Source organism: uncultured Maribacter sp. (assembly GCF_947496775.1).
In the GTDB taxonomy this organism is placed as follows: Bacteria; Bacteroidota; Bacteroidia; order Flavobacteriales; family Flavobacteriaceae; genus Maribacter_B.
Window position 1 is genome coordinate 186,747 of the sequence record NZ_CANMDU010000001.1, and the last position, 20,994, is coordinate 207,740.

Below are 20,994 nucleotides of genomic sequence, written 5' to 3' on the forward strand. Positions count from 1 at the left end.
AGAAAAATGAAAATATGTAAAAAAAGCGCTTTTATCTAAAAGCGCTTTTTTTATCTTTTTAAGGTAAAATGTGTTTTTCTTATTTTAGCAACTAAGGTACCCGCAACATCTTCATCATACTCAAAACGAAACCAATAATCAGAAGACGGCATTTCCTTACCATTAAAAGTACCATCCCATCCAATATTATTTTCATCTAGCTGTTTTAATAATTTCCCATACCTATCAAATATATAAACTCTAGGGTTTGCCAATGTTTCAATTCCAAATATATTCCAGGTATCATAAAAACCATCATTATTTGGCGTAAAAAACTTAGGATATGCAACTATTAAAAATTCTATAGGCTCCGTAATTCCGCATCCATTTTTATCATTTATTACCACTGTATTTAATCCCGGTGGCACATCAGTAAACACAGGATCGTCCTGAAACTCTCCTCCATTAATGGCGTATTCATAACTACTATCTCCTTCCACAAAAATTTCTATATTGTTTTTATCCGGATCTATAGTTAAATTGGTGTCTAATATTTCTACTCGGTCCAAAACAGGATCCCCATAAAAAGTTATTAGTATTCCTCCCTCATCCTCTACGGTTGGAGGGGTTCCTGAAATAGTTGTTATTTCCGCGAAGTATCTGCCAGAAGTAGGACTAGAAACCACTAATTCTGCTCCAAAAGGACCAGTACCAACTAAAGAACCATCTATTACCCCATCATTCTCATAATCAACTTCCCAGGTAACAGACGCAATATCCGCGCCTGCTGGAGAATTAAGAGCACTTAATGTTATATCTGGATCACCTTCGCAAGCAACTATATCTAATCCTAAAAACTCATCTCTCAAAGTACAGTCTAAAGCTGTATTCTGATCCGCCTCAACAGAACTACCTGTAAAGGTCAAAGAATAAGGCTCTGGATCTCCGTCAAAATTAGTATTGAAATTGTTTATTAAAATATAGTATATTTCTCCTGGTTGCACTTCTAACCACTCATCATAGGTATTCTGACTTCCTGTTAAAAATGGCGCTCCTATTTGTCCACTTTCGGGGTTTACCCCTACTCCTGTAAATCCTGTATCGTTTACTTCATAATTACAACGAATAGGTTCAACAGCACCACTACTTATATCGCCACAATTCACATCTGGGCCATATACCGCGAAATCCCATTCCGCCGTTGTTATAGTTGCACCTCCTACTGGCAAGGCTTCAATATCAAAACCAACTTGTCCTCCGGTACCTGCCCTAAAAACATACCACGATGTGTTGTTCTCTATATTTGCGGAAGAAATGCTTCCTTTTTCAAGACAACCTGTTTGCCGAACTACGTCCGGGTCAAAATCATCAATATCTCCTCCTCCATCGGCTTCGGAAAAAATTGGTGCATCTGCGCAAACAGGAATTGCTGTTCTGCAGTCTGCCGAGTTTTGAGCTTTGCTACTTATTGATAAAAACAAAAAAAAGCAAACTACATAAAAAAGTGATCGCATAGATATGGGGCTAACATTATACTAGTGATTACTACTATAACTGTAGCAAAGAGGGTTTATTATGTATAACGATAAAATTATACCGTTAATCGATGAACAGCATATTTTTTTTAAGAAAAGCTCGCTAGAACTATCTTTTTAAGGAAAAGTGATTGTTAATATACTTTGCAGTCCTGGATTGCCCATTTTCATCTTCATAAGTTAATTTAAACCAATAATCGGATGATGGTAACTCAACTCCATTATAAGTACCATCCCAACCTACGGAGTTAGCATTTAAATGCTTAATTAATTTCCCATACCGATCATAGATATACACTTGCGGATTTTGCAATATATATATTCCATCAATATGCCAAATATCACTAAATCCATCTGCATTTGGGGTAAAAAATTTATCAAAACCCACAACAACTATCTCCTCTGTAACAGCCCCACAACCCCTAGGATCTATTACAGTTAGGGAATGAGTTCCTGGTAAAACATTCTGAAATTTATTTGACAATTGTATCTCCCCATCATCTAACTGATATTCATATTCACCTTCTAAATCTATTGTAACCGTAACCACATTATTACTCTGTAAATCATCAATATGCACATCTGTAATCCTTGGTAATTCAGAAATTACTACTGTAATAGATTCTGTATTAGAACAACTTACACCATTACTGGTCTGCGTAGCCGTAAGAGTATAAACTCCTTCTTGAAACACCTCTATACTAGAGGTAGTTTCGCCAGTATTCCATAAATAAGAATAATTCGTATTTGGTATTATTTGACCAATAAATCCTGAAGTTTCATTGGCACATAAAAACAATTCATTGGGAAAGTTTAAAACCGGCTCTTCTATAACTTCTAAAGTAAATTGTTCCGACACATCAAAACAACTAGAATTCTCTATGGATGTTGTTCGAACATAAATTACATGTGTTCCCAAAACATCTATCACATCTTTAGACATTGCCCTAGCACCATTCATAGCATCTGTTAGCGATAAATGATAGCTAATCCTAAAGTCATCTGGACTTTGGCCCCCCAAAGCTTCCACATCTTTTAAAGCCAGACTAAATACAGAATCATCCGAACATACCACTTCATTATTTAAAGAATTAGTTATAGGGGAAGGAGAATAAGCTACTTGAGCCTCACTAATTATATTTCCACTGGTAGGCATTACAACAACAACCCTATAAAGAGCAGAAACCGCAACCGTTAATGTAGGTCCGTTTTCTCCAGGTATTCTAGAAAAACCAGTGCCAATATCTAAAAACCACTCGTAGGTAACAGCCCCTACCGTTGTAGCATCTAAAACAATATTATCCGTATCACAGGCAGAGATTGGCGGTCCTAATAAGTTATTAATAATTGAACAATCCAAAGCATCATAAGGATTTGTTATAAAAATATCTCCAGAAAACTGAATAGAAAAACCTGAATTTGTATTACTAAAATTATTCAGCAACAAATAATAATCTTCTCCTGCCTCTACTTGCAGCCAATCTTCATATAAAAAAGTATCTTCATCTCCAGTTGGATCTACACCAACACCCATAAAAGAATTAGCATCCGCATTATCAAAAAAATTACAACGAACAGGTTCTCCTAGAGCATTACAATCGGATGCTTTATATAAAGCAAAGTCCCAATCTTCAGAAACGTCAAAGCCTATATTAAATCCTAATTGCCCACTTGCTCCAGTTCTAAATCTATACCAGGCCGAATTAGTTTCCAAAAAACCCGACATAGTCCGTCTTAAACAACCGCTCTCTTCTGCATTATTAAAATCATCTACACCATACCCAACAGTACCTCCATTTACAGGCGTATTGTTACATATCGGAACAGCATTTGAACAGTCAGGATATACCTGTCCATGAAGGCTAAATCCGCCTAAAACAAAAAGAAAACTCAATATAGCTCCTAAACGGCTCATAAATAATGCTAAAATTTGGAATCTATAAAAATAACTACAGCATATTATTAACACTAATTTATGTTGTGTAACACCCCTAGAATAGTATAAAGTGGCATATTATGTATATCTTTGCCCTTCCTAAAAGTTGAATTTAAATGAAAATTGACAGCACAACGAATGAGGAGTATGATGACATTGGTGATAACCATATTGCCTCTTCTGAAGACACTCCGATGCGAGAAGATGCTTTTGCATTAAACGACGAAGAGAAAATACAAAAAATTAAAGGGAGCGTTAAAGAAATTCTACAAACTCTAGGATTAGACTTAGAGGATGACAGTCTTAAAGGCACCCCAAATAGAGTGGCTAAAATGTTTGTCAATGAAATATTTGGTGGTCTAAATCCCGAAAAAAAACCCAAAGCCTCTACTTTTGACAATAAATACAAATATGGTGAAATGTTGGTAGAAAAAAACATAACACTTTATTCTACTTGTGAGCATCATTTACTCCCTATCGTTGGAAGGGCTCATGTTGCTTATATTTCTAATGGTTCTGTTGTGGGGCTTTCTAAAATGAATAGAATTGTAGATTATTATGCAAAACGACCTCAAGTTCAAGAAAGATTAAACATTCAAATTGTTAGAGAATTACAAAAAGCCCTAGGTACTGAAGATGTCGCGTGCATTATAGATGCAAAGCATTTATGCGTTAATTCCCGAGGAATAAGAGATATAGAAAGCAGTACTGTAACAGCCGAATACGGAGGCAAATTTAAAGAAAAAGCTGTTAGACAAGAATTCTTAAACTTCATTAAATTAGAAACTAATTTTTAACACTATCACCCTTACGAATGCAAGTATCTGAAAATCAGACATTAAAAATATACAATTCTCTTAGCGGAAAAAAAGAAATTTTTAAACCTATTAACGAAGGACATATTGGAATGTATGTTTGCGGTCCAACCGTATATAGCAATGTTCACCTAGGAAACTGTAGAACATTCATGTCTTTTGATATGATTTTTAGGTATTTTAAACACCTAGGTTATAAAGTAAGGTATGTACGCAACATTACAGATGCTGGTCACTTAGTTGATGATGCCGATGAAGGCGAAGACAAAATTGCAAAAAAAGCAAGATTAGAGCAACTTGAACCTATGGAAGTTGTACAGCGTTATACAATCGATTTTCATAACATTTTAGAAAAATTCAATTTTTTACCGCCAAGCATTGAGCCGACAGCTACGGGACATATTATTGAACAAATTGAGATTGTAAAAGATATTATAAAAAAAGGATTTGCGTACGAAATAAATGGTTCTGTTTATTTTGATGTAAATACTTTTAATGAATCTCATGAATATGGTAAACTTAGTGGTAGAAAATTAGAAGATATGATTTCTAATACCCGAGAACTTGCCGCACAAAGTGAAAAAAGAAATCCTCAAGATTTTGCCTTATGGAAAAAAGCAGAAGCAGAGCATATTATGCGTTGGCCTTCTCCATGGGGAGATGGTTTCCCAGGATGGCACCTTGAATGTACCGCAATGAGTACCAAATACTTAGGAGAAACGTTTGATATTCACGGAGGCGGAATGGACTTAAAATTCCCCCATCATGAATGCGAAATTGCTCAAGCCGAGGCTTGTAATGGCCATTCTCCTGTAAACTATTGGTTACATGCCAATATGCTTACTCTGAACGGAAAAAAAATGGCAAAATCTACAGGAAATAGCATTCTACCAAATGAAATTTTTACAGGAGAAAACACTATTTTAAGCAAAGCATTCTCCCCGTCTGTAGTTCGTTTCTTCATGATGCAAGCGCATTACACAAGTATCCTAGATATTAGCAACGATGCTTTATTGGCATCTGAAAAAGGATACAACAAATTAATGGAAGCTATAGATAATCTAGAAAAACTCCCAGCAAAAGAAACCTCTTCTTTCAATTTTAAAGCATGGCAACAACACTGTTATGATGCTATGAATGATGATTTTAATAGCCCTATTCTAATTTCTAAATTGTTTGAGGCTGTAAAACAAATTAATCTGATTAAAGAAGAAAAGGAAAGTATTAGTAAGGCTGATAAAGATATTTTAAAAACAACTTTACATAGTTTTGTTTTTGATGTACTCGGTTTAGAAAATAAAAACAACTCCAATGATGGAAGTAACAAATTAGAAGGTGTCGTAGAGTTGTTAATAGAACTCAGAAAAGAAGCTAGAGAAAATAAAGATTTTGCAACATCGGACAAAATCAGAAATCAACTAGCCGAAATGGGTATTGAACTAAAAGACGGAAAAGAAGGAACTACATTTAATGTTTCCTAAATTACCTTAAAGAAACCTCACTAAAAATGGCTAAATAGCATGATAAAAAAAATACTCATTGCTCCTTTTGTATTTTTAGTGAGGTTTTACCAAACAGCGATATCTCCATTTACACCAGCAACATGCCGATATTCCCCTACCTGCTCGCAATATACATTAGAAGCTTTAAAAAAACATGGTCTATTTAGAGGCGGTTGGTTAGCCACAAAACGTATTTTTAGCTGCAATCCATGGGGAGGCAAAGGCTATGACCCGGTGCCATAATTAATTTGCAACTTTAAGAAATACTAACATTTCTTTTTAAGGTTACATTGACGTAAATACTTATCTTAGTCGTTCAAAAAAATAATATCGTATGTTTTTCTTAGGTATCACTTGGAATCCAAATGAAACTCTTTTCAATATTGGTTTCATTCAAATTAAATATTACAATTTATTATGGATAACCTCATTTGCTCTAGGATGGTACTTAATGAAAAAGATATTCCTAAATGAAAAGAAAACTGTTGAACAATTAGATTCTCTTTTTATTTACACCGTTTTAGCTACTATGTTAGGAGCTCGCTTAGGTCATGTTTTTTTCTATGATTGGCCATACTATCAAAATCATTTATTAGAAATATTACTTCCCATTCGAGAAAGTGCTGGTGAAAAATTATTTGGTCTTATTAATGGGTACGAATTTACTGGCTTTACTGGACTAGCAAGTCATGGAGCTACCCTTGGTATTATCATTGGTATGTATTTATACACCAGAAAATATCCGGAGTTTAAAATTCTATGGATACTAGACAGATTAGTTGTTCCTGTTTCCATAGGGGCTTTTTGTGTTCGTTTAGGAAACTTTTTTAACTCCGAGATTAATGGAAAACCTGTAGAAGAGTCTTTTATATTTGCCACAAGGTTTATAAGAGACTCGGATGATTTACACCCTAGCAAAGCATTAGCTATTACTAAAGAAAAAACATTAACCGCAGCATATGATGCGATAGAGAATAATCCAGAATTTTCTCAATACCTAGCTGAAATTCCGTACAGACACCCTGCGCAATTATACGAAGGCATATGCTATATTTTTGTTTTTGTAATCCTATATTTTCTTTATTGGAAAACAGATAAGAAAAACAAACCAGGATATCTTTTAGGCTTGTTTTTGGTTCTTCTATGGACTATTCGTTTTATTGTAGAATTTGTTAAGAAAAGCCAAGGTGGTTTTGAGGAGTCTTTAGGACTTTTATCTACCGGCCAATGGTTAAGTATTCCATTTATAATTGTAGGTTTATTTTTTATGTTTAAACCTAGAAAAGTATAACCCAATTAATACTCTTAAGGATGAAAAAAATTAATCTTTCGTTTTTCTTATTTTTTTTCCTCGCAATACTTATCAGCTGTAAAGAAGAAACTAAAAAAGTAGTAAAAACAAAACCTATTGTTTTTACTAAAGAAGGGATATTAACTATATATAAAGCAGAAAAAGACTCTATTCTCACCCAAATGGACATTGAAATTGCTGAGAGCGATTACGAAACTCAAACAGGTTTAATGTACCGAGAAGGTATGAAAGAAAATCAAGGAATGCTTTTTATATTTCCAGATGTGGCGGTACATTCTTTTTATATGAAGAACACAGAATTTCCTTTAGATATAATTTATATTGACGAAAACCTAAGAATAGCTAGTTTTCAAGAAAATGCAAAACCCTTTAACGAAGAAGGACTTTCTTCATTAGTCCCTGTTAAATATGTATTAGAAGTAAATGCTGGCTTAGCTGAAAAATGGATACTAGAGGTTGGCGATAAGGTAGAATATAGCAAACAATAGAAAAAAGTGAATTTATTATTAGAAGGCGAAAAATCTAAACGGATAATATTCCGTAAAATAGCTCCTTCTGATTTTGATTCCTGGCTTCCTTTTTACAAAGACCCAACAAGCACCCAATTTTGGGAAGGGATAGAGAAAGATCCAAAAATTGCTTGTAAAAACCACTTTGAAGGAGTTTTTCGTAGATATAATAATAATCTAGGAGGAATGAATGCCTTACTAGAAAAAGAGTCCTTAGAATTTATAGGAATGTGCGGTCTACTAGTACAAACAGTAGACGCTGTAAAAGAAATAGAAATTGGTTACTCTATACTTCCTAAATATAGAAAATTAGGTTATGCTACAGAAGCAGCCAAAAAATGTAAAGAATTTGCTATTTCTAATAAAATCTCCGATTCTATTATATCCATAATTCATATAAACAATATCCCTTCTCAAAAAGTAGCAATAGCAAATGGTATGTTTCTAGACAAAACTACTACCTATAAAAATAATCCAGTACACATTTATAGAATAAAACTATGAGAAAAACACAACACTGGGCTATTTTTACAAATAACGAATCCAATAAAAATCTTCTTGCGAAAAGATTACTCAAAAAAGGACGTTATAAAGGCTTTACCCCTTTCACAAGCACCAAAATTTCTCTTTTTTCTAAAATAACAATAGAGCGTTTTATTGATGAAGAAGATCGTCATGATGAAAAGATTCTTACAAAAGGTTTTAAACAAGCTTTAAAAACGCTATCTAGTGGTGAACAAAAAAAAGCACTATTACAATATCTATTTAACAAGAATACCGAAGCTATTATTTTAGACAATCCGTTTGATAATTTAGATAGTAACTCACAGAAAAATCTAAAAGAAACACTTTCGGAAAAAGCCAAAACTATTTCTTTTATTCAGATTATAAGCAGAAAAGAAGATTTACTCCCTTTTATAACTAATTATGCTTTTCTAGAAAAAGAAACTCTAAATACCTATAGCTCCTTTAAAGAAATTAATATCCCAAATAAAAACACAAAATTCCTTGGTACTATTCCACCTCCTATAAAACCATCTAACTATACCGAAAAAACACTAATTCAATTAAAAAACGTAAATGTTTCTTTTGAAGATAAAAAAGTACTTCAAAATATTAACTGGACCATTGAAAGAGGTTCTTTTTGGCAACTTATAGGAAGTAATGGCAGTGGAAAAACCACTTTATTATCTATGATTACAGGAGAAAACCCCAAAGGATACGGACAAGAGCTATTTCTTTTCGGAAGAAAAAAAGGAACAGGAGAAAGTATATGGGATATAAAAAAACGAATCGGATATTTTACTCCAGCGATGACAGATAAATTTAGAGGTTACCACACCGTTGAACAAATGATAATTTCCGGATTTAACGATTCTATTGGTCTTTATGTAAAACCATCTGCTACTCAAAAAAAACTGGCTAAGGAATGGCTCTCCTTAATAAATATGTGGCATTTACATGACTCCCTATACAACGAACTATCTATGGGGCAAAAACGCTTAGTTATGACAACTAGAGCCATGGTAAAACACCCTGACTTATTAATTCTAGATGAAGCTACTGCTGGTTTAGATGACGCTTCTGCGCATTTACTAATATCTTTTGTAAATAAGATAGCCTCAGATTCCGAAACAGCAATTATTTTTGTTTCTCACAGAAGTGAAAGAGGATTAAACCCTGCCTATCGTTTTGTTTTAAATCCAAGTTCCAATGGGTCTTTAGGAACAATACAGCCTTCTTAAAATGATATTTTAAGCCAAATAACGAGAAAAATTCTATTACTTATAAAAGCAGATAATAAAAAAAAAAGAGCCTTAAGAAAATTCTTAAGGCTCTTTTATATGTACATTTTTTGTATTTGTTACTCCACAATATCTTCTGCTTTACCAGAAAGTATTTTCTTCTTTAAAGTATCAAACATCACAGGAGTTGCAATGAATACGGATGAATATGTTCCTACAACAACACCAATAATCATAGCAAACATAAATCCTCTTAGCGATTCTCCACCGAAAATAAATATCGCAAGTAATACTACTAAAGTGGTTAAAGATGTATTCAATGTTCTTCCTAACGTGCTGTTAATAGCCGAATTTACATTCTCTCCATTATTCCATCCTCTTTCACCAATAATCTCTCTAATACGGTCAAACACAACTACGGTATCATTCAGAGAATAACCAATTACAGTAAGTATGGCTGCAATAAACGCTTGATCTATTTCCATATTAAACGGCATTACTTTTCCTAAGATTGAGAATATCCCCAATACAATTAAAACGTCATGAAAAACAGCTACAACCGCTCCCAATGAGAATTGCCACTTACGGAAACGTAATAAGATATATAAAAATACAACTGCAAGCGAACCTATAATTGCTAAAAATGCATTGTTCTTAATATCATCGGCAATAGTTGGACCTACTTTTACAGATTGTAATATACCAATAGACTTATCATTACTACCAACAATAAAATCTCCTTTAGATATACCATCTGGTAAATACTTCTGTAATGCAGTAAATAGTTTAGTTTGAATTTCATTATCCACCTCAATACCTTCTACATCTACTTTATAAGGGGTTGTTATCTTAATCTGATTCCCCTCTCCGTATGTCTTTACATTAGTACCGCTTCCGAAAACCGTATTCAATTCTGAAGCAATTTCCGAAGGATTCACTTGTTGCTCAAAACGAACTTGATACGAACGTCCTCCGACAAAATCTACACCTTGCTGCAATCCTGCTCCAAAGAATAGAGAGAATAACCCAACACTTACTAATATTGCCGAAATTACATAAGCAATTTTTCTTTTAGCAAGGAAGTTAATTTTTATCCCCTTAAATAAATTCTTAGTAATTGCAGTAGAGAAATCTAAAGTTCTTCCTTTTCCACTTAAATACCAATCTACCAATAATCTTGTAATAAAGATTGCCGTAAATAAAGAAGTAACAATACCTATTAGTAAGGTTGTTGCAAATCCTTTAATAGGACCTGATCCAAATACAAATAATATCATCGCTGTAAGACCTGTAGTTATATTAGCATCTAAAATAGAAGATAATGCATTGCTAAAACCATCTGCTACGGCTTGAGATTTTCCTTTACCCTTAGCTAACTCTTCTTTTATACGTTCAAAGATTAGAACGTTAGCATCTACCGACATACCAATAGTTAATACAATACCAGCTATACCAGGTAAAGTAAGAACTGCATTTAAACTAGTAAGAACACCGAATATTAATAATATGTTTAACAATAAAGCTACATCTGCAAATGCACCTGCTTTACCATAATAAAATATCATCCATAACAAAACAATAGCCATTGCTATTAAGAATGACATAAAACCACTATCTATAGCTTCTTGTCCCAAAGAAGGACCTACAATCTCCGATTGAATAATTTCTGCTGAAGCGGGTAATTTACCTGCTCGCAGTACATTAGAAATATCTTTTGTTTCATTAACCGTAAAGCTTCCAGTAATTTCTGAACGTCCTCCAGAAATTGGACCAGAAGATACCCCCGGAGCGGTATACACTTTATTATCTAAAACAATAGCAATACCAGTTTGGTTTGTATACGCATCTCCTGTTAATTTTTCCCACAATTTAGCACCCTTCGTATTCATGGTCATGGATACTGCTGGTTTATTAAATTGATCAAATTCATTTGTAGCATCACTAACTACATCTCCACTAATTCTAGGAGTACCATCTCTGTTAGATTTTAAAGCATATAGCTCTACTATCTCTGCATCTTCACTAGAAGGGCGCTCCCAAACGAATTTTGTAAATTGAACATCTGCAGGTAGCAACCTTCTTACCTCGGGCATCCTTAAGTAAGACCCTAATTTAGCAGTATCCTTAATAGCAACTCTAAACATTGCATGACTACCTGGGCTAGCAGGTATTAATAAATCATATAAAGGATTTACTTGGTTCGCTAAATCTAAAGAATCTGCTGCAACATCCGAAAGCAAAGAATCTATCTCAGTTTCTTGAACTTCTGGCTCATTTTCCTTTTTAAGGTCTACAATAGTCTTTAATTTTTCATTTGCAGAGATTAGGAATGTATTAAAACTAGGATTCCCTTGTTTATGTGTTTCCCAAAATTCTAACTGTGCAGTACTAGATAATAGACCCTGCGCTCTTGCTATATCTCTTGCTCCTGGCAACTCAACTAAAATACGTCCAGAATTACCTTCTCTCTGAATGTTAGGTTGTGTAACACCAAAACCATCTATACGTTCTCTTAACACTTCAAATGCAGAAACGATAGACTCATCTATTTTTCTTTCAATTATAGGTTTAACAGCATCGTCTGTCATTTGGAAATTAACTTCCTCGCTAAGTCCTTTATTTGCAAAAATATCCGGAGAAGCAAGCTTAGTATCTCCTTTTATTTTATCAAAAGCTTCAAAAAATAAATTTACATATGTATCATCGCTGTCTTTAGATAATGCATCTGCATCTGCTAATGCCTTATTAAAAACAGGATTTTTAGTATTGTTTGTTAACCCTTTTAAGATATCCTTTACTGAAATCTGAAGTGTAACATTAATACCACCTTTAAGATCTAGTCCTTTATTTAACTCTTTCTTTTTAGCCTCATTATAATTAGTATACCCCAAAACAGCATTATTCCCAATGGAGTCTAAATAACTAGCTCCTATCGCTTCTCGTTTTGCGATATAATCTGTTTCAGTTTCCGAAATTTGGCTAGCTGCATATACTTCCGCTTCCCCTTCTACTTTACTTGTAATAAAAGTGTAAGAAAGTTGATAAATACTAACTAACCCAAATAATAAAGCAAATAGCTTTATAAGTCCTTTATTTTGCATTGGTTATTTAATTTGAATTTTTGACACCCTTTAGCTATACTAAAAAATATCTTTAATGATTAATTTATATTGATTTTGATATTGTTCTTTTTAAAAGAATTAAAGATTTTACTTTATTCAAAGTATTTAAATTCTTTAATAGTATCTTTTACATGGACATTTCTTTGTCTATTAACAAAAACCATTTGGCCCTGCCCTTACACCTGGAATAGTATATGAAGTATTATCTATTGCAATTGCAATACCTCTATTTATTTTATAAGCTAAATGTACTTTTGCATCTTCCTTAAAAACTATAGAATTATTAAATGGTATTGCTACTGGGTAAGAAAGTTTTTTATAGCCTTGCTTTAATACAAAAGCAAATTTTCCATGTAAATTTAATCCGTTATCTGTTTGTTGCTGCAAATCAGAAACCACTAAATCATAATTTTTAGGAAGTTTATCCTTTGGAAAATCAACAGGTAATTGATCTATATCTTTATATGCTAAGGTTATTTTTTTATCCTGAGAAAGAATTTCTTTAACACTAATAGCATCTATATCACTATAATAACGAATACTTAGTTGCGAACTATTATTTTCTATTATTTCAATATTAGCAACACCTAAAGCTTGAAGTTTTTTGGTAATTATTACCAAGGCATCGTCATAATTAGTTACAGCATTCTTTTCAACATCTGTAAATTGCAATACAATTTGCTGATTAGCAACCTTTGTTTGCTCTTGACTTAGCCCTATTATAGCTAGAATAATAAATAAAGTACCTATGTACCATTTTGCATTCATGCGGCAAATATAAAAATAAAGATGTACTATGTAGTATATTTTTTACTAATATATATTTCTAAAATAGATTCCTACAAAAAAAGCCTTTGTAGTAAAACTATAAAGGCTTTTTTTTATTTCTGTTTTAGACTATAACTCTAAAAGTCCATTTGTCTTGCTTACACCGGCTGCACTTTCTTGCATTTTCGCCTTTTCAGCATCACTCAAAGGAACATCTACGATTCTTTCTATTCCATCTTTTCCTAAAATTACAGGAACACCGATACAAATATCATTTAAACCATATTCTCCTTCTAAATAAGTAGAACATGGGAACATTTTCTTCTGGTCACAAGCAATTGCTTGTACCAATCCAGATACAGCTGCTCCAGGTGCATACCAAGCACTTGTTCCTAAAAGTCCTGTTAAAGTAGCGCCACCAACTTTAGTATCCGCAGAAACTTGTTCTAATCTCTCTTCTGATAAAAATTCAGAAACTCTTACACTATTTCTTGTAGCATGTGAAGTTAAAGGAACCATTCCTTTATCACTATGACCACCAATTACCATTCCGTCAATATCAGAAATTGGGGCTTCCATAGCTTCCGCTAATCTATATTTAAAACGCGCGCTATCTAAAGCACCACCCATACCTATAATTCTATTTTTAGGTAAGTCTGTAGTTTTATGTACTAAATATGTCATGGTATCCATTGGGTTACTCACAACAATTAAAATAACATTTGGAGATTCTTTTACCAAATTAGCAGAAACAGTTTTAACAATACCTGCATTTATACCTATTAATTCCTCTCTTGTCATCCCTGGTTTTCTAGGAATCCCAGATGTAATTACAGCAATGTGACTTCCTGCAGTTTTAGAATAATCATTAGTAACACCTGTAATTTTAGTGTCGAAACTATTTAATGAGGCTGTTTGCATTAAATCCATTGCTTTGCCTTCCGCATAACCTTCTTTAATGTCTAATAAAACTACTTCTGATGCAAAATCTTTAATAGCAATATACTCTGCACAACTTGCGCCAACAGCACCTGCTCCTACTACGGTAACTTTCATATTATTATATTTTATAATTTCAAATTTTCAACACATCAAAAGTACTGAATTCTCCTCAAAAAAATATGACGAAAATCAGCAAAATTGTACTATTTATAGAATAGAAAACATCGACGAAATACCTTCTAGAATAAAAATAAATGCAATTCAACGAAGATATCGTAAATATTGTGCAATACGTCGAATTTTAGCAATACGCCATTCTTATTTTACGTTAAAAAAACATAAAACCCCCAAATCTCAAAAACCTACACAATGAAAAAAGTTTTTTCATTCCTAACAATTCTAGCCATTATTCTGGTGAGCAATTGCTCCAGAATTGAGGACAACAACGACCCTGTAATTGGTGTTTGGTCTAATGCCACTACCAGCACTAATAGTACAACTCAAAAACTTACCACAAACAAACAAGAGTGGATTTTTAATGATGCCTATTTAGGCAGATACCACGATTTACAAAATGGTAAAGTTATTATGAAGACCGATTTTAAGTGGAGTCAAAAAGATGGTGTGTACACTATTAGTTATCCTGGATTACCAGATAAACCTACTGACACTGTTGTTATAGTAGACAACTCTCCTGAAAGTGTTCTTCTAGAAGACCCAACTGGCAACTTAATTGCCTTAAGAGAATAAATTTTAAAAACGGAAGATTGCATAAAGCTCCACATCTAAATATAGATGTGGAGCTTTTATTTTATCTAAATCCAAAATTAACACCAAAAGACAAGCTATTAAACTCCGCTAGTGTATAATCTGCATGCAATCTAAAAAATCCTAGTTTTAACTTTGCTCCAATATTTCCTGTTACACCACTGATTTTATTGTCTAAAGAAAATGGGTCTGTATATGTTATAGGCAACGGCGTTGCAGAAACCTCATAAGTACCTAAAACATCTATTTCTGATTTACCGGTTATATACCCTACTCCACCGTAAAAATTGATTACAGGTAATTTAGTAGATACAACAGCTTGAAACACCCAAGTATTCATAACCAAGTCTAAACTTTGATTATCTCCAGAAATTGCTCCTGTATTCTCTAAATCATAGGTACCATCTAAATGCGTATATCCTATTACGCCCGAAACAGCAATTGGCAAAACCTTGTCTGCAGGTAAGTGTTTTGTAAACTCATGTTGCAAACCCAGTCCGTAAAACCCAACTTTTGAGCCATCCGTATCTATTTTCGGTAAAAAACGAGCTTTGATTTCTGTTCCTTTGATTAAACCAACACTAGCCTGAATAAAGGCCGAAGGAACAAAATTAATGTTTTCAGACGCTAAACCGGAAGGCAACTCTATCGTCTCGTTTACTGTATTTCCATTTACAGTAGCGGACATAATAATATTTTGCCCTTCTATATCTCCAAGAGCTGTAGAAACCATTTTAGAAGTACTGCCATCCTGAAATTGAATATTTTCATAATCTGCTGTATTTAATACAAAAGATTTTTTATCCTCATTATTTTTAAAGGAAGCCATATTACCAATAATGGAAATCTCAAAACCTCCTAAAGGTTTCGCTTTACCAGAATTATACCAGCCATTAGACATACTATACATTAATCCTTCAGAAACCGGAGTCATATATGCTGTAGTAAATTTTTCAGCATCATTTAATCCTGCTGCCAACAAATCGTTGATGTTAGATTGTGCTACCGCCTGTAAACTACAGACAAGTACTAGTAGAGAAAATATTTTTTTCATGATTTAAATTTTCCCTAAAACTAAAAAACTCGCCCTTTAGGGACGAGTTTTTGTTGTGTAACTAGCTTTTCTTATGCATCAATGTTCGCATAAACAGCATTTTTCTCAATAAATTCTCTTCTCGGTGGAACTTCATCCCCCATCAGCATAGAAAAAACTCTGTCAGTTTCTGTTGCATTATCAATAGTAATTTGTCGTAATGTTCTAAACTCAGGATTCATAGTTGTATCCCATAGTTGTTCCGCATTCATTTCCCCAAGACCTTTATATCTTTGAATACCTACTGATCCATTAAATGTTGCTGCAATCGCATCACGTTCTTCATCATTCCATGCATAGCGTTTTTTAGTTCCTTTTTTAACTAAATATAGAGGCGGTGTAGCAATATATACATGACCATTCTCTATAAGTTCTCTCATGTAACGGAAAAAGAAAGTTAAAATAAGTGTTTCAATATGGCTACCATCTACATCGGCATCACACATAATAACTACTTTATGATATCTTAATTTAGATAGATTTAAAGCTTTACTATCCTCTTCTGTACCAATAGTAACTCCAAGAGCCGTATAAATATTTTTAATCTCTTCGTTTTCAAAAACACGATGTGGCATTGCTTTTTCCACATTTAATATTTTACCACGCAGTGGCAATATGGCCTGAAACATTCTATCTCTTCCTTGCTTTGCAGTACCACCCGCCGAATCTCCCTCAACCAAGAAAACTTCACAGTTCTCCGGGTCTTGATCCGAACAATCGGATAGTTTTCCCGGCAATCCGCCAATACTCATAACCGTTTTACGTTGCACCATTTCACGAGCTTTAGTAGCTGCATGACGTGCTGTTGCCGCAAGAATTACCTTTTGGATAATTGTTTTAGCTTCATCTGGGTTTTCCTCTAAGTAATCTGTCAACATTTCTGAAACTGCCTGACTTACTGCGGAAGAAACCTCACGGTTACCTAATTTAGTTTTTGTCTGTCCTTCAAATTGTGGTTCCGCAACTTTTACAGAAACAATTGCTGTTAAACCTTCTCTAAAATCATCTCCTTGAATTTCAAACTTTAATTTATCAAGCATTCCAGAAGAATCTGCATACTTCTTTAAAGTACTAGTAAGTCCTCTTCTAAACCCAGATAAATGAGTTCCTCCTTCATGGGTATTAATATTGTTTACATACGAATGCAAGTTCTCTGTATAGGATGTATTATAAATCATCGCAACTTCTACAGGGATATTGTTTTTTTCCCCCTCCATTGAAACAACATTCTGAATCAAAGATTCCCTTGTTCCGTCTAAAAACCTAACAAATTCTTTAAGTCCTTCAGTAGAATGAAACGTCTCAGAGATAAACTCTCCTTTATCGTCTTTATTTCTTCTATCTGTAATGGTAATCGTAATACCTTTATTTAAAAAGGCCAGTTCGCGCATTCTATTTGCAAGAGTCTCATAATTGTACTCTATAGTTTGGGTAAAAATAGAATCATCTGGCTTAAAAGTTACAACAGTACCTCTCTCCTCTGTTTCTCCTATTCTTTTTACTGGGTATTGCGCCTTACCTCTTTTATATTCTTGTTCCCAAACAACTCCTTCTCTATATACAGTTGCTTTTAAATCATTAGACAATGCATTAACACAAGATACACCAACACCATGCAGTCCACCAGAAACTTTATACGAATCTTTATCGAACTTACCACCGGCTCCAATCTTTGTCATTACCACCTCTAATGCAGAAACTCCTTCTTTTTTATGAAGCCCTACAGGAATACCTCTACCATTATCTTTAGTGGTTATAGAGTTATCTTCATTGATAGTTACGCTAATTGTATCGCAGTGTCCACCCATTGCTTCATCAATGGAATTATCTACTACTTCATAAACCAAATGATGCAACCCTCTAACACCTACATCTCCGATATACATTGAAGGACGCATACGCACGTGCTCCATTCCCTCTAATGCCTGAATACTATCCGCCGAATAATTATTCTTTTTTGCTTCTTCGCTCATATTAATTTTTATTCCTAATTATACTTATTGCAACAGCAACTTAACAAAGATAAAATAAAGGATTTTCTTTTTTTAAATGATTTTAAGCCGATATCAAATAGTTATCAACATTTACCTTAAATCTAAAAAAGCTTCTTAAAAAGGCTAAAAAAGGGCTTAAATAAGTTTTGCGAAAAATTATACACAGACATATTTTTAATATTACCATAAAAGTCTCTAAAACCGCTTCATTTTATGCCCTAATTTTATTAGAAACATTTAGTACTCTTTATAAGCACCTTTTCCCTCCAAACTATAACTTAATTCTCATAACAAAAGAAGCACCCAATTGGGCGCTTCTTAAGGACTAATTAAAATAAAAAAAACTGATACTATTCTCTCGAATAGACAAACAGAATTACTGTTAATAACGCTTAATCATTAGATTAATTGTTAGTATGCATCTTCATGGACTTGAGCCACCGCTCTACCAGAAGGATCATTCATATTTTTAAATGCTTCATCCCATTCTAATGCTATTTTTGTACTACATGCTACAGATGCTTCTTGAGGCACACATAATGCTGCCGCATCTGAAGGGAAATGTTGTTCAAAAATAGAACGGTAATAAAACTCTTCTTTTGATGTTGGTGTTTGTAATGGATACCTAAATTTAGCATTTTCTAACTGCTCATCGGTAACTTCCGTTTCCACTACTTCTTTTAAAGTATCTATCCAGCTATAACCTACCCCATCAGAAAATTGCTCTTTTTGTCTCCAAGCAACACTTTCCGGAATCATGTCTTCAAAGGCTTTACGCACTACCCATTTCTCCATGCGCTCCCCATTAATCATTTTATCTTGCGGGTTAATACGCATTGCCACATCCATAAATTCTTTATCTAAGAAAGGAACACGACCTTCAATTCCCCAAGCAGCTAGAGATTTATTTGCACGTAAACAATCATACATATGCAGTTTACTTAACTTACGTACCGTTTCTTCATGAAACTCTTCTGCATTTGGTGCTTTATGGAAATATAAATATCCTCCAAAAAGCTCATCTGCTCCTTCTCCTGACAATACCATTTTTATACCCATAGATTTAATAACTCTCGCCATTAAATACATAGGAGTCGAAGCTCTAATAGTGGTAATATCATACGTTTCTAAGTTATATACTACATCTTTTATAGCATCTAAGCCTTCTTGTATGGTAAATTTTATCTCATGATGTACAGTATCAATATGATCTGCAACTTTACGAGCTGCTGCTAAATCTGGAGACCCTTCCAACCCCACCGAAAAAGAGTGTAATTGTGGCCACCAAGCATCTTTAGTATCTCCCGACTCCACCCTTTTTTGTGCATATTTCTTTGCAATAGCGGATGTTACAGAAGAATCTAAACCTCCAGATAAAAGAACTCCATAAGGCACATCAGACATTAATTGTCTGTGCACTGCAGCTTCTAAAGCCTCTTTTACTTCCTGAATACTAGTTTCGTTTTCTTTAACGGCATCATACTCCATCCAATCTCTAGAATACCATCTCTTAAGTTCTCCATCTTTACTTTCTAAATAATGACCAGGAGGAAATAATTCAATTTTAGTACATGTCCCTTCTAAAGCTTTTAACTCAGAAGCCACATAAAAAGTTCCGTTCTGATCCCATCCCATATATAAAGGTATAATACCCATATGGTCTCTTGCTACAAAATAAGAGTCATCTTCAGAATTGTATATTGCAAAACCAAAAATACCATTCATTTCATCTAAAAAGCTTGCTCCTTTTTCTTGGTACAATGCTAATATTACCTCACAATCTGATTCTGTTTCGAAATTATACTTTCCTTCGAATTGTTTTCTTAATTCTCTATGATTATAAATTTCCCCATTAGCCGCTAGGACCAATTTTTTATCTTCACTAAACAAAGGTTGCTTCCCAGAAGCCGGATCTACAATAGCTAATCTTTCATGAGCTAAAATAGCCTTATCATTTGCATATATTCCGCTCCAATCCGGTCCCCTATGCCTAATTTTCTTGGACATCTCTAACAACTGAGGCCTCAATACCTCTGTGCTCTCCTTTACATCAAACGCACATACAATTCCACACATATTATTATAAATTATATCAATTCTTAAACAAAGATGCGTATTAACTTTCAATTACAAAACACAAAACAAGTATATAGTTACAAATACAAACAATTTTAAGCCATTTTATATAATATAGAAATTAAAATCAAAATTAAACGTCCTTATTGATGACGTTTTGTAAGTTGTCCAAAACTTTAACGACATTTTATCAAAGTTTACGTAAAGAACTTATTAGATTTGAATCCTATATAAAACAAACCCTATTATGAAAAAATTCCTTGCACTCGCAACTTTAGCTTTTGCTTTAGTACTTACTACTCAAGTAAACGCTCAAAAATTTAATGGCTTAGACAAAAGCCCTATGGATATGGCCACCTATCCTAGTAGTTACAAAATCTCAGAAAAAACAGTTAGAGTAACCTATAGCAGACCACAATTAAAAGGTCGTTCCGTTGCGCAACTGGCTCCTTCTGGTGAAGTATGGAGAACAGGAGCTAACGAAGCTACTGAAATAACTTTTTATAAAGAAGTAAAATTAGCCGGAGAAACTATTAAACCGGGAACCTACGCCTTATTTACTATTCCAGGTGAAAAAGAATGGACTATAATACTTAACTCCAAATTAAACCAATGGGGCGCTTACACATATGATAAAGATAGTGATGTAGCCCGTGTTAATGTAACTCCTAGCAGTGACAAAGAATCTTTAGAAGCCTTTTCTATAAGTTTTAATAAAGTTGATAATGGAGCTCATTTAGTTATGGGATGGGGAAAAACAAGAGTTGCTGTTCCTATTACTCTTTAATTACAATAAGAACAATTATTAAAAAAGCTATGGTTTCATCATAGCTTTTTTTGTTTTTGGTCCAATCCGTAATTTCTATTTTATTTATAAAAGTAATACGTTTAACATTTG

At 33.7% G+C, this 20,994-nt stretch carries 17 protein-coding genes; 9 read left to right on the forward strand and 8 right to left on the reverse strand.

Annotation, left to right across the window (positions count from 1 at the left end; translation table 11 throughout):
* Positions 1–50: 50 nt before the first annotated feature.
* Both Q0856_RS00885 and Q0856_RS00890 read right to left on the reverse strand, forming a co-directional pair.
* Positions 51–1,493, reverse strand: coding sequence for a T9SS type B sorting domain-containing protein (locus Q0856_RS00885; RefSeq protein ID WP_298501734.1), 1,443 nt, complete (start codon positions 1,491–1,493; stop codon positions 51–53).
* A 130-nt stretch (positions 1,494–1,623) separates the two neighbouring features.
* Entirely contained in the window at positions 1,624–3,429 is a 1,806-nt protein-coding gene (locus Q0856_RS00890) for a T9SS type B sorting domain-containing protein (RefSeq protein ID WP_298501737.1), read from the reverse strand.
* 137 nt (positions 3,430–3,566) lie between these two features.
* On the opposite strand from Q0856_RS00890, the gene folE reads away from it, so the two are divergent.
* From folE to Q0856_RS00925, 7 genes are all read left to right on the forward strand, one after another.
* Positions 3,567–4,247, forward strand: a complete 681-nt coding sequence (folE, locus tag Q0856_RS00895) for a GTP cyclohydrolase I FolE (protein ID WP_298501740.1) — start codon at positions 3,567–3,569, stop codon at positions 4,245–4,247.
* 17 nt (positions 4,248–4,264) lie between these two features.
* Positions 4,265–5,746 carry a cysteine--tRNA ligase gene (gene cysS / locus Q0856_RS00900; RefSeq protein ID WP_298501742.1) on the forward strand — a complete coding sequence of 494 codons (1,482 nt, stop codon included), beginning with the start codon at positions 4,265–4,267 and terminating at the stop codon, positions 5,744–5,746.
* Positions 5,747–5,785: 39 nt separating this feature from the next.
* Positions 5,786–6,010 carry a membrane protein insertion efficiency factor YidD gene (yidD, locus tag Q0856_RS00905; RefSeq protein WP_298472995.1) on the forward strand — a complete coding sequence of 75 codons (225 nt, stop codon included), beginning with the start codon at positions 5,786–5,788 and terminating at the stop codon, positions 6,008–6,010.
* A gap of 91 nt (positions 6,011–6,101) precedes the next feature.
* The gene (gene lgt, locus Q0856_RS00910; protein WP_298501745.1) at positions 6,102–7,058 is read left to right on the forward strand and encodes a prolipoprotein diacylglyceryl transferase; all 957 of its coding nucleotides are present in this window, start codon (positions 6,102–6,104) and stop codon (positions 7,056–7,058) included.
* 20 nt (positions 7,059–7,078) lie between these two features.
* Positions 7,079–7,567 (forward strand): DUF192 domain-containing protein, encoded by a 489-nt coding sequence (locus Q0856_RS00915; RefSeq protein ID WP_298473000.1) that lies wholly within the window; start codon positions 7,079–7,081, stop codon positions 7,565–7,567.
* Between the two features lie 6 nt (positions 7,568–7,573).
* On the forward strand, positions 7,574–8,092 hold the full coding sequence (locus Q0856_RS00920; protein WP_298501748.1) for a GNAT family N-acetyltransferase: 519 nt from the start codon (positions 7,574–7,576) through the stop codon (positions 8,090–8,092).
* Positions 8,089–9,333 carry an ATP-binding cassette domain-containing protein gene (locus Q0856_RS00925; RefSeq protein ID WP_298501751.1) on the forward strand — a complete coding sequence of 415 codons (1,245 nt, stop codon included), beginning with the start codon at positions 8,089–8,091 and terminating at the stop codon, positions 9,331–9,333. The genes Q0856_RS00920 and Q0856_RS00925 overlap by 4 nt, the downstream gene beginning before the upstream one ends.
* Positions 9,334–9,452: 119 nt before the next feature.
* Here the strand turns inward: Q0856_RS00925 and secDF are convergent, their stop codons facing one another.
* The 3 genes from secDF to Q0856_RS00940 all read right to left on the reverse strand — a co-directional run bounded on the left by secDF (position 9,453) and on the right by Q0856_RS00940 (position 14,279).
* The gene (gene secDF, locus Q0856_RS00930) at positions 9,453–12,434 is read right to left on the reverse strand and encodes a protein translocase subunit SecDF (protein ID WP_298501754.1); all 2,982 of its coding nucleotides are present in this window, start codon (positions 12,432–12,434) and stop codon (positions 9,453–9,455) included.
* A gap of 171 nt (positions 12,435–12,605) precedes the next feature.
* Positions 12,606–13,223: a hypothetical protein gene (locus Q0856_RS00935; RefSeq protein WP_298501756.1), complete on the reverse strand. Its 618-nt coding sequence runs from the start codon at positions 13,221–13,223 to the stop codon at positions 12,606–12,608.
* 129 nt (positions 13,224–13,352) lie between these two features.
* Positions 13,353–14,279 carry a malate dehydrogenase gene (locus Q0856_RS00940; protein ID WP_298473013.1) on the reverse strand — a complete coding sequence of 309 codons (927 nt, stop codon included), beginning with the start codon at positions 14,277–14,279 and terminating at the stop codon, positions 13,353–13,355.
* A 255-nt stretch (positions 14,280–14,534) separates the two neighbouring features.
* On the opposite strand from Q0856_RS00940, the gene Q0856_RS00945 reads away from it, so the two are divergent.
* Positions 14,535–14,915 carry a hypothetical protein gene (locus Q0856_RS00945; RefSeq protein ID WP_298501759.1) on the forward strand — a complete coding sequence of 127 codons (381 nt, stop codon included), beginning with the start codon at positions 14,535–14,537 and terminating at the stop codon, positions 14,913–14,915.
* Between the two features lie 61 nt (positions 14,916–14,976).
* On the opposite strand, the gene Q0856_RS00950 is transcribed toward Q0856_RS00945, so the two are convergent.
* The 3 genes from Q0856_RS00950 to asnB form a co-directional block, all read right to left on the reverse strand.
* Positions 14,977–15,987 (reverse strand): DUF6588 family protein, encoded by a 1,011-nt coding sequence (locus Q0856_RS00950; RefSeq protein WP_298473018.1) that lies wholly within the window; start codon positions 15,985–15,987, stop codon positions 14,977–14,979.
* Positions 15,988–16,058: 71 nt separating this feature from the next.
* On the reverse strand, positions 16,059–17,999 hold the full coding sequence (gene gyrB / locus Q0856_RS00955) for a DNA topoisomerase (ATP-hydrolyzing) subunit B (RefSeq protein WP_298473021.1): 1,941 nt from the start codon (positions 17,997–17,999) through the stop codon (positions 16,059–16,061).
* Between the two features lie 432 nt (positions 18,000–18,431).
* The gene (gene asnB, locus Q0856_RS00960) at positions 18,432–20,096 is read right to left on the reverse strand and encodes an asparagine synthase B (protein ID WP_298473024.1); all 1,665 of its coding nucleotides are present in this window, start codon (positions 20,094–20,096) and stop codon (positions 18,432–18,434) included.
* Positions 20,097–20,343: 247 nt separating this feature from the next.
* On the opposite strand from asnB, the gene Q0856_RS00965 reads away from it, so the two are divergent.
* Positions 20,344–20,883 (forward strand): DUF2911 domain-containing protein, encoded by a 540-nt coding sequence (locus Q0856_RS00965; protein ID WP_298473026.1) that lies wholly within the window; start codon positions 20,344–20,346, stop codon positions 20,881–20,883.
* The last annotated feature ends 111 nt before the right edge of the window (positions 20,884–20,994 follow it).